We start from the raw sequence: 13,672 nt of genomic DNA, 5'->3' as shown, positions 1-13,672 counted from the left end.
GCTTCCTAAAATGAGTGTGTTGCCTGCGTGTTAATTGCGGACTTCGCTTTTATAGCGACAGGTTTCAAACTGTCGTTATATTGTGGCTTTCAGAAGTGTAGCATATTCCCGCAACTCTCATAGGACTTATGTGCGCTTTCGGAGGAAACCCGGTTTCTTGCGAGATTTCTGGTTAGCAAAGCCCATATTTTCGGAGACACGGGGTTTGTTACCCTCTGTCATATTTTAATTGTTGGTCACTTGCGGGTGCTCTGGTTCTTCCTGAATATCGCTCATATTAAAAATGAAAGGAACCCGACTCGAACCCGATCCCATAACCAGCACTTTTGGCATCTGAGCGCCGCCGCTTCTCCAAGCTTCGATCGCCTCTTTTTGCAGCACTAAATCGCCGCCTTGAGCCTTCAAAGTTTCCGCCAAAAGTCTTTGAGCTTCCGCCCTACCTTGAGCGCGGTTAATGTCAGCTTGAGCCTGCTGCTCTGCTTCCTGAGCCACATAAACAGCCCTTTGCGCCCGCTGTTCAGCAACCTGTTTCTCCTCAACCGCTTTCGCAAAATCTGTCGAGAATCGAATGTTAACAACGCTCGTATCGAGTACGATTACATCATACTTTGATAGCCTTTCCTTCAGCGCAGTATCAAAGTCTCGCTTCAGTTCACTTCTTTGAGTAATAGATTGTTCGGCAGTTCTCAGTGCAGCCGCTGTTTTAAATGCTTCTTGCGTCTGAGGAGCAATAATTTTTGAGACTATATTCTCCAAAGTGCCTTGAGTCCTTCGGACATCAACTATTCTCTCAGGATCGAGGCGAAAATTGATCGCAAAACTAGCATTTAAATCCTGAAGGTCTTTAGTAGCACTCTGGGCGGGAACTTCAAATTTTTGCACTGTTACATCGTACACATCTACCTTGGATATTAGCGGGGGTCTGAGGTGAAACCCCTCTAACAATGCTCCATCTGTGGCTTTTCCTAAAACACTGACTACCCCTGCTTCGCCTGGATTAATGACGACAAAAGAGTTTAAACCGATGAGTAGCGCGCCTACTAATAGAACCCCAGCGATTGCTGATGATATGCTCTGGAAATTTTGAGTTTTCAACTTACACGCTCCTTTGTGCTCATTCCATTATAATGGTTAAATAGATTGGGTCGCCTCTAAAGTCTAAAATCTAAAATTAAAATTAAAATTGGATGGGGTCGCCTCTCAAATCTAAAATGTAAAAGGGATTGGCTGATGCTCAAAATTGTTAAATATCCTAGAACTTATCACATCGAAGGTTCGCGTTTCCAACCAGGTGATGAAGACCTCGACAGCGTGCCATTTAGCGCCCTGAGCGATCGCCCGACAGTGATTGAAGAAAAGGTAGACGGCGCTAATACAGGCATCAGCTTCGCACCAGATGGACAAATGCTGCTGCAAAGTCGCGGCTACTATCTCACCGGCGGGCCGAGGGAAAAACATTTTAACTTATTCAAACAGTGGGCTTTCAGTCTCAGCGGGGCGCTGGGAGAAGTGCTGGGAAATCGCTACATTCTTTACGGCGAATGGCTTTATGCGAAACACACTGTTTTTTATGATTTTTTGCCACACTATTTTATGGAATACGACGTGCTGGACTTAGAAACCAGTCAATTTCTGAGTACAGAATCCCGCCGCAAGTTGTTAACAGGACTGCCGTTAGTGTCCGTTCCCGTGCTGTTTTCGGGAGTGCTGAAATCTCCCAAGCACATGATGCAGTTTATGGAAAAATCTAATTTTATTCAACCCGGACATTTAGAACGCTTGCGTTTGTACAGTCGGGAATTGGGGTTAGATGAAGAACGATGCTTGAAAGAGACTGACAAGAGCGATCACATGGAGGGTCTGTACATTAAAGTCGAAGAAGATGGCATAGTAAAGGCGCGTTACAAATACGTGCGTGCCAGCTTTTTGACGGCTATTAAAAATGCCGAAGGACATTGGCTAAATCGCCCCATTATACCCAATATTCTGCGGCCAGATGTGAATTTATTTAATTTTAGTTAACCAGCAGGTGAATTTATGAATGCACTGTTATCGCCATTGGCAACTTGGACTTTTCCCTTTTGTCCCGAACCCCCCGATTGGTTTCTGGATTGGGACAGCATTCAAAATCATTTCGATTGGATTCAAAACTTAAAAGGATGTCAGCAAGACCCGATTTATCACGCCGAAGGAGACGTTTTAATTCATACCAGAATGGTCTGCGAAGCATTAATATCTTCCCCGAATTGGCGGCAACTTCCCGAAAAAGAACGATCGATACTTTTTGCCGCCGCTTTGCTGCACGATGTCGCCAAACCAGCCTTTACAAAAATAGAAGCCGACGGCAGAATTAGCTCAAAAGGTCACGCCCGCCAAGGTGCGAGGATGGTCAGACAAATTTTATCTAACTTCGACCCGCCTGTGCAGTTTGACATTCGCGAAACAGTTGTGGCGATCGTCCAATTCGGCAGTTTACCCATCTGGCTGATCGACAAACCCAACCCGCAGCAGTCGGTAATTAAAGTCAGTCAAGTTGTCCGCTGCGATTTCCTCGCACTTTTAGCCGAAGCAGACGTGCGCGGCCGACAGTGTGGCGACAGACAAGAATTGCTCGATAAAATAGAACTATTTCGGGAGTTTTGTCAAGAAAATAATTGTTTAGATTCTCCCCGACAATTTCCATCCGCACACAGCAGATTTATCTACTTCCGCAAAGAGAATGGAAACCCGGATTACGAAGCATTTGACGACACTAAATGCGAAGTAATTTTGATGTCTGGCTTGCCAGGAACCGGTAAAGATTATTGGATTCGGAAAAATTTCCCAGATTTGCCAGTAATCTCGCTGGATGCACTGCGAAAAGAGATGAATGTCCCTCCCGACGAAACCCCTGGAAATGTGGTCACAGCCGCCAAACAAAGAGCGCGCGAATACATGAATGAGGGGCGCTCTTTTGTGTGGAACGCCACGAATACCGCTAAACAAATGCGGCAACAGCTAATTAATTTTTTTGCTGCTTACCAAGCGCGGATTCGCATTGTTTATCTAGAAGTACCTCTAGAAGAAATATTGCACCGGAATCGATCGCGCACAGCAACAGTACCGGAAGCAGTCATTCGCAAATTAGCTGCGCGGCTGGATATTCCCGATCGCACAGAAGCCCATCAGGTAGAGTGGATTGTGAGCGATCGCGCTTAATAGTGGCAATCCACCCGCTAGCGCCCGTATTACTTCAACGCGCTACTAATTCCGGCGTTGCTGAATACAGCTATGAATTCAAAATTTCCCAATTGCGACAAGCCCTCGGAGTCCGCTACTTTTGCCTGTTAGCTGGAGCGCGTGGTTAGGCATTAGGGGTGGACGATGGAAGTGGACAAACTTCCATAGCTTGAATCAAGCTGTGTTCAAGGGTGAATCGATGACCCACGTGCTCATCGGCAAGAACAGCTCCAGCCAAGTCACGCACGACCTGATGCACATCGACCAAAATGCGCCCGACCTCCTCCGAGTAAAAGGAAACAGGCTCGACGTGCGGATTGATTTCGCTCCATTGCTCCGTCCAGTAAGCGCGAACTTCTTCAGGCCCACGGACAAAACCACCTTTGAACGCTTTCGGCCAAGCCACGTCCGGAGTCATGAGGGCAAGGGCAGCGTCAATATCTCGCGCGTTAAAGGCTGCGTACGCCGCACGGAGCAGTTCGATTTCTGCTGCAGGTTGATCTGACATAAAAGGTATGGTGAAAGAGATGCAGTAAGGACTAATAATTTAGTGTACAGAGTTTAGGTGATTCGCCCATCTAGACATTGCTAGACAAAGCGCTAGAAATTCAAAAGAAATATTGGCGTTGCTGATTCATCGTATGAATCAACTTTTCGCTTGATGTTACAAAACCCACCCTACTTGGCTTATAGCCATTCCGAAAACTTGAATTCATACCTGTATTCAGCAACGCCCTAATTCCTTTTTCCCTAAAATAGAATCGTCATAATGCGCCAACAAATCAGCAGGGTGATCGTAAATTGCCGCAGCATTTGCCAGCGAAGCATCATCGAAACCTCCGCACCGAAAAGCAATTACTGGCACCCCGCACTTGCCCGCAGCTTCGATATCGTAAGGAGTATCAGCTAACATCACAGTCTGACTCGCTTCCATCTGCAATTTGCTCAAAGCAGCTTCCACAATATCCGGTTCCGGTTTAGAAGCTTCTGCATCACTCGATGTCGCCGCTTGATCCAATAAATCGTCAACTTGTGCAGCTTTCAGCAAACCGGAAAGTTCTTCAGTAGTAGCTGAAGTAGCAATAATTAGCCGCAATCCTTCTTTCTGCATTTTTAACAGCAAATCCCGCGAACCGGGGGTTGGAGAAAGTTCGGGAGCAAAGCGGTTAATAATCAGTTCTTTGCGCCGCTGTGCAATCTTTTTCCCGTCGCCTGCTTCGTCGGAAAGTCCTGATACCATTTTGGGTATAACTTTGTCGCCTCCCATGCCAATTAGCGGGCGAATTTTCTCGAACGGCACCTCGTAGCCGTAAGCCGCAAATGCCTCTACCCAAGCTTGAGCGTGGGCGTCATTGCTGAGCGTCAGAGTACCGTCAATATCGAGAATTACTGCTTGCAATGCCATAACTTATTTGCTCTTTGTTATTAGAGTTTTTGCCAAAACTTGGTTTGTAGTAAAGACTAAAGTCCTTAACTAATTAATTAGTAAATCTACGAGTAAAGTTCTTACTAAAAACCTTTGGTTTCTAGTAAGAACTTTAGTTTTTGTTAGGTTAGGAGTAAGCACTTTAGTCCTTCATTACTTAATTACTCAATCGGGGACATAGAACTCGACTACTAACTTTTTGATTGGCTATTTCATGCCAGTGCCGTGCAATTTTGGTTCTGGCAGCGGGGGTAGTGGTTCTGGCCCTAACGGTTGGGGATTGGCTACATATTCAAACTCGCCCTTGCCGTCCATTGATTTGCCTTTCGCCCAGCGTCCCTCGCTACTTTCGGAACCTTCAGAATGATTCCAAAACTGATAAGCAAATTCTGACTTTTCCAACTCCTGCGGGAAGGAACTCGGAACGGGTGTTGTTTCCATTCCCGAACTTTCTAAATCTTCGATCGCCGCCAGCCACAAATTTTGGTGCATCGTGTCGCGGGCGATCATAAAACTCAGGGTGTCTTTCACGCCCGGATCGTCTGACATTTCATACATCCGCACAGCCTGCAATCTTCCTTGCGATTCGGCGTGCAAATTGGAGCGAAAATCTGCTAAAAGATTGCCGCTAGCAACGATATAACGGCCGTTCCAGGGATACCCTACGCTGTCGCTAGGAAGTGCGCCCAAACCAGATACAATTGCGTGCTGCGGATTCATGCTGCTGGCGATCGCATCTCGCGGGCTGTTTCCACCCATCACAGCACCCACCACAGCATCCTTGAAACCATCTTCTTGCATAGATACAGGAGCTTTATCTAACAAGTGAGCAATCATAGTTGCTAGCATCTCGATATGCCCGATTTCTTCTGTACCGACATCAAGCAGCATATCGCGATATTTGGCAGGACCTCGGCAGTTCCAACCTTGAAATAGGTACTGCATCATCACAGTCATTTCGCCAAATGTACCGCCAATTAGTTCTTGTATTTTCTTGGCGTAAACGGCATCTGGCTTTTCTGGTCTTTTGTAATACTGTAGTGGCTTCTTATGGTAAAACATGGGGAAGTCCTCCCAGGGTGTTTTGAACAAGTTTCATTATTTGTAACGCTGCCACCGATGGAGGGGAATCAGCTTTTAGTCATAAAGAAATTCAATCACAGCCTGTTATCTTTATCACTTTAGTTTAATGCGGTTTCTCGCGCCCGCGAACTAAAGACTCTATTAAATTTAGTCGATCTTACATTCTATTTAAACAAACACAGCGCTGTATCCTCCGGCTGTCAAAAAACACGTCAAAACCGCCCTCCAGCAGGGGTTTTAAACCCTATCGGAGAGCGGTTTTTCGGGTTGAGCGGACACTTATGTGCTGTGTCCATCCCTTACCTTCCAATCCTCATTGTTAAGGGGGATTGGAAGAAGCAGTTGAATCAATGAGTTTGATAATTTTCCTCAGTCCAGCAGCGCGGCAGAGCTTCACCGGAAGGAAAGAGTAAATTACTTTTTGGAAAAGTTGCTTTCTCTTGCTCTTCTTGACCAGCTTGATTTTTTCCCGGCACTTCTTGTTTTGTAGGGCTGATTAAAGCATCTACATCGAGGATTTCTATCAAGTCGCCTGATTCTTTTTCTTGTAAAAGCATAGTTTTTCCGTGAAGGGTAAATGCGAGTTAGGGTTTGAGGACAACTTTGATGCAGTTGTCTTTTTTGTTTTTGAAAATGTCGTAGCCGTGGGGCGCTTCATCCAATTTCATTCGGTGCGTAATTACGAAGGACGGGTCAATTTCGCCTTTTTGAACGCGATCGAGCAAAGGCCGCAAATAGCGGTGAACGTGCGTCTGTCCCATTTTCATGGTCAAGCCTTTGTTGAAAGCTGCACCTAATGGCACTTTGTCAACGAAGCCGCCGTAAACGCCGGGAATTGACACTGTGCCACCCTTGCGACACGCGAGGATTACTTGTCGCAGGGCCGTAGGTCGATCGCTCTCCAACCGCACGGCTTGCTTGGCTTTGTCGTACAAAGCGTCGAGACCGGTGCCGTGGGCTTCCATTCCCACCGCGTCGATGCAAGAGTCGGGTCCGCGTCCCCCTGTCATTTCGGTGACGGCTTCCCCGGCGTCCATTTCTTCGTAATTGATGATTTCAGCTTTCGCCGCAGCCGCCATTTGCAAGCGTTCCGGTATGCGGTCGATCGCAATTACTCGCTCGGCCCCCAGCATAAACGCGCTTCTGATCGCAAATTGTCCGACCGGCCCGCATCCCCAAACTGCTACAGTATCCCCCGGCTGAATGTCGCAGTTTTCGGCCGCCATATAACCGGTAGGAAAGATATCGGTGAGGAACAATACTTGTTCGTCTGAAAGTCCGTCGGGAATTTTTAAAGGGCCGACATCTGCAAACGGAACCCGCGCGTATTCTGCTTGGCCTCCTGCATAGCCGCCCGTTAAATGTGAGTAGCCAAACAGTCCCGCTGGGGAATGACCGAACATTTTTTCAGCCAGCCCAGCATTGGGGTTGGAGTTGTCGCACAGCGACCACAAATCGCGGTTGCAAAAGAAGCAACTGCCGCAAGAAATAGTAAAAGGAATGACGACGCGATCGCCCTTTTTTAAGTTCTTGACTTGGCTGCCGAGTTCGACTACTTCCCCCATGAATTCGTGCCCCATGATGTCGCCCGATTGCATTGTCGGGATGAAGCCATCGTAGAGGTGTAAATCTGAGCCGCAGATAGCTGTAGACGTGATTTTAACTATCGCATCGCGCGGGTTGATAATTGTTGGGTCTGGTACATTATCAACTCGCACATCATTTGCTCCGTGCCAGCAAAGAGCTTTCATTATTTCGTTCTCCTCTAGTTAACTACTAGCTAGCAAATTTTTGCTTTTAAATCTTAAACTTACTACGCTGATAAATTACTTACTTGGATAATTTTTACTTTAACCCGATAAAATAAATTTTATCTCTATCGGAGGTATAATTCATAAATCTATCTTCCGGCTGTTTTCAATAATAAAAATGTAAAGCTTATCCTCCAGCTAAAGTGCGGGAGATTTCACATTCTTCTGTTAAGCCCCAACAGTTATAGCAACCGCACCCGACGGTTATAACGTTCTTAATTGCTGAAACCGTTGCCTAAGATTGCTTCTTCCTTCTCTCCTAGATAACTAAAGCCTTCTTCCTTCTCTCATAGATAACTAAAGCCTTTTTCCTTTTTCCTTTTTCCTTTTTATTTCTTCCTTCAACATCTGCTATAACAGCTAACTACTACATAGCTGAGATTGTTTTTGTCGATCGCCGAGCGCTCTTCTCTCACAATAAATAAACACTTCTCACTTAATCTCACTATCTCCGAGACTTTAGCTCACATTAGATAAAAAGCGACCAAAAAATTCTCAAGTACAAGCGGGTTTATCGATTATTAAGTAGGGTGTGTGACTTTTGTATAGCTCAACACTCCGCCCAAATCTTGAGAATCACGCACCCTGCTTAAGGAGAAATAATCGTCAAATATTGTATATTAGTTAGAGCTAAAAGCCGAGCTTGCGCTAAAGTTGTTAAAGATTAAAATTTATCGATCGCCTTTTATGCCTTACACTGCATCTACCCCAACAGACCCCACTCAACCCAACATCCGCAATGCCGACCACCGCCTACTAGAATTCACCAAGCTAACGCCGATGATGCAGCGGTATGTGGAAGTGAAAGAACAGTATCCCCACGCACTTTTATTGTTTCGGGTAGGAGATTTTTTTGAGTGTTTTTTCCAAGATGCAGTTACGATTTCGCGGGAATTAGAACTTGTTTGTACGAGTAAAGAAAGCGGCAAAGAAATTGGCAGAGTACCGATGACAGGAGTGCCGCACCACGCCCTAGACCGCTACACTTCAATGTTAGTAGAAAAAGGGTATGCTGTAGTAGTTTGTGACCAAGTTGAAGACGCCTCGATTGCTGCTAAAGAAGGCCGCCAAGTCAAGCGAGAAATTACCCGCATTCTCACTCCTGGAACTTTGACTGATGATGGAATGCTCAAACCCCGGCAAAATAATTTTTTAGCCGCAATTGTGATAGCGGGGGAACATTGGGGATTGGCTTATACAGATATTTCTACGGGGGAATTCGTCACTACCCAAGCAGATACTTTAGAACAATTAACCCTCGAATTACTGCGCTTGCAACCTTCGGAAGTCTTGGTACCGACTAATGCGCCGGATTTGGTGACTATGTTGAGGCCCGGAGAGAAATCCGAGCATTTGCCCGATTGTTTGCCGAATTCGTTTTGCTATTCTTTGCGATCGCAAATTCCGTTTACTTTGCCCGAAGCAAAACAGAGAATCCTGCAAAAGTTCAAAGTGCGATCGCTTGAAGGTATGGGATGCGGCCATTTGCCCCTCGCAGTGCGCGCCGCCGGCGGTTTGCTGCAATATATCGAAGAAACTCAAAAGGAAAAAGCAGTTTCTTTGCAAAGATTGCACACTTACACTCTCACCGATTTTCTCATCCTCGACTACCAAACCCGCCGCAATCTCGAAATCACTCAAACAGTGAGAGATGGAGTTTTTCACGGTTCGCTGCTGTGGGCGATAGATAAAACCAGCACCGCAATGGGAGGCCGCGCTTTGCGCCGCTGGGTGCTGCAACCTTTGCTCAACATTAAAGGCATTTGCGCCCGACACGACACGATTCAAGAATTAGTAGAAAATAACGGTCTGCGCCAAGATTTTCAGCAGTTGCTGCGCCAAATTTACGACATCGAAAGACTGACAGGCCGCGCCGGTTCTGGAACAGCTAGCGCGCGGGATTTGGTCGCTTTAGCTGATTCTCTGGGCAAACTGCCGGAATTAGCTTCGATCGCAGCCCAAGGGCGCTCGCCCTATTTGAAAGCGCTGCAAAATGTACCGCCAATTTTAGAAGAATTAGCAAGTAAAATTCACGATCATTTAGTAGATGAACCGCCGATTCATTTAAAAGAAGGAGGTTTGATTCGATCGGGAATCAATCCCATGCTAGATGAAATGCGGCAAACTGCATCAGCCGACCAAGAATGGATTGCCAATTTAGAAGCAACTGAGAGAAAGCGCACCGGAATTTCTAATTTAAAAGTAGGCTACAATAAAGCTTTCGGCTATTACATCAGCATTACCAAATCGAAAGTAGACCAAGTGCCGAAGGACTACACCCGCAAGCAAACTCTCACCAATGAAGAACGTTATAGCACTGAAGAATTAAAAGAAAGGGAAGTGCGAATTCTGACAGCGCGGGAAGATTTAAATCAATTGGAATACGATATTTTTGCTAAAGTGCGATCGGAGGTAGGAGAACACGCCGAAATTATTCGCAACGTTTCCCGCGCGGTGGCGGCGGCGGATGTTTTGTGCGGTTTGGCAGAAGTAGCAGTGTACCAGAATTACTGCCGCCCGACTATGACAGAAAGTCGGGAAATTAAAATTATTGAAGGTTGTCATCCTGTCGTGGAAAAGTCTTTGCCGCCGGGATTTTTTGTACCTAATTCGGCTTTTTTGGGTCGGGAAGAATCGCTAAACCGCCCAGATTTAATTATTTTAACCGGGCCGAATGCTAGCGGCAAAAGCTGCTACTTGCGGCAGGTGGGTTTGATCCAGTTAATGGCGCAGATGGGCAGTTATGTGCCGGCGAAAGCTGCGAGTTTGGGAATTTGCGATCGCATTTTTACCCGCGTCGGCGCCGTCGATGATTTGGCAACCGGTCAGTCTACGTTTATGGTGGAAATGAACGAAACTGCAAATATTCTCAATCACGCGACGCCGCAATCATTGGTTTTGCTAGATGAAATTGGCAGGGGAACGGCGACGTTTGACGGACTGTCGATTGCTTGGTCTGTGGCAGAATATTTAGCAAATGAGATTCGGGCGCGGACAATTTTTGCGACTCACTATCACGAGTTAAATGAGTTAGCTTCTATTTTGGATAATGTCGCCAATTATCAAGTGACAGTGAAAGAGTTGCCGGATCAAATCGTATTTTTGCACCAAGTTCAGCCGGGAGGTGCTGACAAATCTTACGGAATTGAAGCGGGCAGATTAGCGGGTTTACCGCCGTCGGTGATTGACAGGGCGAGACAGGTGATGAAGCAGATTGAGAAACATAGCAAAATTGCGATCGGGCTGCGGAAAGGTGTTAAAAAAAATGGCAAAAAAGAGTTGGAGGGCGAACAGTTGGATATTTTTGAGTAGTGAAAATTCCCGTGCAAAAAAAAAATTAGTAACTTCTATATTGCACCATTTTCAATAAGCCTTTCAGGGGCAGGCAGGATGTCCACCCCACAAGAAAATTTAATTTTGTGGAACAGGCAGGATGCCTGTTCTTGAGCATGGTGCAATATCTCAGTTACTATTTTTACTATAAACCACGAACTCTCCAGCAACTCTAACGCCCATTTTGCAACTTTTTTACCTCTTTGTGTACACTCATCCCAATTTCCAAAGCTTCATTCAGCAACCGCGCGTATTCAGTCGCCCGATCGCTCACATCCACCGCCATCAAAGCAGCCAAATTACTTTCAATATTAGCAAATAACTCGTAACGGCGGCCGATAAATTGCTGATTATCCCTGAGAATTCTCTCTGTTTTCAAAGCACAGACTAAACTTTCTCTAGTAATTTTTAAGGCCTCAATTGCATCTCTTCGGTTAATTAAATTGGCTTGTAAATTACCAGCAGCCGTTAGGCGATCGATAATATCTAAAGCCTGAATCACCTCATGATACTTCTCAACTTCATCCAGCAGGCCCGCCAGCGTTACCAAAGGTTTTGCCTTAACCCATTTATAGACATTCCAAGCAACAGTAATCGCTAGCGACAAACCAAAAGTTAGTTGTAAAACACGGACAAATATCTCTGAATCGCTAAATAAACCAACATTATGTTTATTAGCCAGTAAAGCAACAGGCAGCGAAACAACTAATGTGACGCAAAATATCAGCAACTCATTCACCAAAAGAGAAAACAGCTTTTTGCCGTCCCGGAGTGCAGCAGGTCGGTAAAAATCCGCTGCAAAACCGTCGCTCAAAGCTATTCCGCTCAAATCCTCCAACTCCTTCTCAGAAATTTTTAACTGTTCCAAATCCGCTTGTATCACTCTTCAAAATCTCCTTTAAGTGGGATTAATTACGATCCTCCCAGAGACATAATTGATTGCCACAGACTCATATAAAAATTGCTTTCTCGGTCTCGGAAGAGTTCAAAAGCCATTCCCGACGACCCAAAAAACGGTCTTAGCGTCCATCCCAACTGAGTGCCAACAAACGCATAGAGTCCCAACCAAAAGCGCAAAATATTTAGCCTGATATCTTTGCCTTCGGCATCTTGTTCGGACAGAAAGTGCATTCCTTGATAAATGAAACTTACGCCCAAAAATCCTGTGATTGCCATAATAGCAACATTCAACACCAAATAAAAATTGTAATTGGTACTGCTTAGGAGAAAAAACAGACTTACCGGTGCAAATCCAAATAGCAAAACGCTAATCATCGCCATCGCTGTCATCAACAATGTTAAATACTGTTCAAAAGTTCGTTTTGAACCAAACATGACATTAAAAAAGTACAGTGTGGGAAAGCAGATAATCAGCGTCAGCAAGTAAAGTGCTGGCAACTTAATTGCTGAAACTAGACATTGCATCCACGTACTCGATGCACCTAATATCGCTCCGTAAATGCCAAAAAATACGGTACTAGAAATCAACAAACCGAAAATTTTAGATTTGAGCTTGACACCTTGGCGAATTTCTTCGAGAAACTGTTGCCGTTCCCGCAGCAAATACATTACTACTGAAAAATATTTCACGGGCTCTCCTTGTGACTGATGCGACTCCGAATCAGTCATAACTCAAGCTGAGTGCGCTCGGCAATCTTGTCAAATCAGGGCACTCTATGTTAACCAATTATTCTTGCAGATACAGGACTTACACAGAACCTAATTAGGTTGGGTGTTCTTCTGCCGCGTACCTTACCGCTATTGACTATGGGCTGCATATTTCTAGTCAAATTCTAGTCACATTGCCTCCAAATTGTATCCAAAAAGGTCATTTGATAGTCATTTCGTAGTTATTTGAGAGTCATTTGATAGTCACTTTGAGCCCCGACTCACCCATATTCTGGGCAATAAAAAACCTCAAACCGTTGATTTTTCGTTGGTTTGAGGTTTTTGTAGGCGCAAGCGGGCAGCGGGAATCGAACCCGCATAGTTAGCTTGGAAGGCTAAAGTTTTACCACTAAACTATGCCCGCGCACAGAAACTAAACATACCACAAGCCTCTGGGAATTGCAAGAGATCTGTTCAAAAATTTTGAAGACCTCCCTCACACAGGCTGAATCGGGGCTGAATCGGGACTTGCGCGCCGATCGCCCCCTCGCCCCAAAAATCCCCGTCTCCCATGCTGCATAAGACTTTACGGGTGGAAATAATCGTAAATTTGCTGCGCCAGACGCGGGCCAATCCCAGAAACTTCTGCCAACTGTTCGGGAGTCGCTAAACGGAGGTAATCGATCGACCGAAAATGCGCCAACAATTGTTTTTGTCGGTGGTGTCCCAATCCGGGAATTTCATCAAGGCGCGATCGCTTCATTCTCTCGCTTCTGCGATCGCGGTGAAAACTCACAGCAAATCTGTGGGCCTCATCCCGCACCCGGCGCAATAATTGTACGCCCGGTTGCTCAGAATTAGTTTGCAGCGGCAAAGATTCCCCCGGCAAAAATATCTCCTCTCGCTGCTTTGCCAAACTGACAACCCGCAACTCTTCTAACAAATTCATCTCTCGCAAAACAGCCACAACTGCTGAGAGTTGACCTTTGCCGCCATCTATCATAATTAAGTCGGGTTTGTCGGAAATAGTATGAGAAACCGAGGATAAATTGCTGATTTCTGCCGATTCTTCTAAATCGCTAAATCCATCTTCCATTTTGCCTGTTTCTTCTTCCTTCAATCCTCGGAATCGGCGACCGATAACTTCTGCTAAACTAGCAAAATCATCAGAATGACCCGATTTAATTTCAGG

Annotated in this window: 12 protein-coding genes and 1 tRNA gene; 3 read left to right on the top strand and 10 right to left on the bottom strand. The window is 45.6% G+C overall.

All coding sequences use genetic code 11. From position 1 onward, the window contains the following. Positions 1 to 225 precede the first annotated feature (225 nt). On the bottom strand, positions 226 to 1,095 hold the full coding sequence (locus QUA38_RS21645; protein WP_333165411.1) for a prohibitin family protein: 870 nt from the start codon (positions 1,093 to 1,095) through the stop codon (positions 226 to 228). Positions 1,096 to 1,230: 135 nt separating this feature from the next. On the opposite strand from QUA38_RS21645, the gene QUA38_RS21640 reads away from it, so the two are divergent. Continuing rightward, complete coding sequence (locus tag QUA38_RS21640) at positions 1,231 to 2,022, top strand: RNA ligase family protein (protein ID WP_333165409.1); 792 nt, start codon at positions 1,231 to 1,233, stop codon at positions 2,020 to 2,022. A 15-nt stretch (positions 2,023 to 2,037) separates the two neighbouring features. Next, positions 2,038 to 3,198, top strand: a complete 1,161-nt coding sequence (locus QUA38_RS21635) for an AAA family ATPase (RefSeq protein WP_333165406.1) — start codon at positions 2,038 to 2,040, stop codon at positions 3,196 to 3,198. A 145-nt stretch (positions 3,199 to 3,343) separates the two neighbouring features. Here the strand turns inward: QUA38_RS21635 and QUA38_RS21630 are convergent, their stop codons facing one another. The 5 genes from QUA38_RS21630 to QUA38_RS21610 all read right to left on the bottom strand — a co-directional run bounded on the left by QUA38_RS21630 (position 3,344) and on the right by QUA38_RS21610 (position 7,479). Then, a complete protein-coding gene (locus tag QUA38_RS21630; RefSeq protein WP_333165404.1) occupies positions 3,344 to 3,727 on the bottom strand; it encodes a nuclear transport factor 2 family protein in 384 nt (127 codons plus the stop codon). 216 nt (positions 3,728 to 3,943) lie between these two features. After that, a complete protein-coding gene (locus QUA38_RS21625; protein WP_333165401.1) occupies positions 3,944 to 4,624 on the bottom strand; it encodes an HAD family hydrolase in 681 nt (226 codons plus the stop codon). A gap of 228 nt (positions 4,625 to 4,852) precedes the next feature. Continuing rightward, positions 4,853 to 5,707, bottom strand: a complete 855-nt coding sequence (locus QUA38_RS21620; RefSeq protein ID WP_333165399.1) for a manganese catalase family protein — start codon at positions 5,705 to 5,707, stop codon at positions 4,853 to 4,855. Positions 5,708 to 6,075: 368 nt separating this feature from the next. Further along, complete coding sequence (locus tag QUA38_RS21615) at positions 6,076 to 6,285, bottom strand: acetyltransferase (protein WP_333165396.1); 210 nt, start codon at positions 6,283 to 6,285, stop codon at positions 6,076 to 6,078. Between the two features lie 27 nt (positions 6,286 to 6,312). After that, the gene (locus QUA38_RS21610) at positions 6,313 to 7,479 is read right to left on the bottom strand and encodes a zinc-dependent alcohol dehydrogenase (RefSeq protein ID WP_333165393.1); all 1,167 of its coding nucleotides are present in this window, start codon (positions 7,477 to 7,479) and stop codon (positions 6,313 to 6,315) included. A 747-nt stretch (positions 7,480 to 8,226) separates the two neighbouring features. Between QUA38_RS21610 and mutS the strand changes: the two genes are divergently transcribed. Beyond that, positions 8,227 to 10,851: a DNA mismatch repair protein MutS gene (mutS, locus tag QUA38_RS21605; RefSeq protein WP_333165391.1), complete on the top strand. Its 2,625-nt coding sequence runs from the start codon at positions 8,227 to 8,229 to the stop codon at positions 10,849 to 10,851. Between the two features lie 193 nt (positions 10,852 to 11,044). Here mutS and QUA38_RS21600 read toward each other — a convergent pair whose 3' ends face one another. The 4 genes from QUA38_RS21600 to QUA38_RS21585 all read right to left on the bottom strand — a co-directional run. Further along, positions 11,045 to 11,755, bottom strand: coding sequence for a hypothetical protein (locus QUA38_RS21600; protein WP_333165389.1), 711 nt, complete (start codon positions 11,753 to 11,755; stop codon positions 11,045 to 11,047). A gap of 29 nt (positions 11,756 to 11,784) precedes the next feature. Continuing rightward, positions 11,785 to 12,501 (bottom strand): actin-binding WH2 domain-containing protein, encoded by a 717-nt coding sequence (locus QUA38_RS21595; RefSeq protein WP_333165387.1) that lies wholly within the window; start codon positions 12,499 to 12,501, stop codon positions 11,785 to 11,787. Between the two features lie 332 nt (positions 12,502 to 12,833). Continuing rightward, a tRNA-Gly gene (locus QUA38_RS21590) sits at positions 12,834 to 12,904 on the bottom strand. Positions 12,905 to 13,066: 162 nt separating this feature from the next. Then, positions 13,067 to 13,672: helix-hairpin-helix domain-containing protein (locus QUA38_RS21585; RefSeq protein WP_333165385.1), on the bottom strand; the 606-nt coding region annotated here is incomplete at its 5' end.

This window comes from Microcoleus sp. Pol12B4 (assembly GCF_036701385.1).
GTDB lineage: Bacteria > Cyanobacteriota > Cyanobacteriia > Cyanobacteriales > Microcoleaceae > Microcoleus.
Note: the sequence above shows the minus strand (reverse complement) of the source record. Positions and strands in the feature narration are given on the sequence as shown.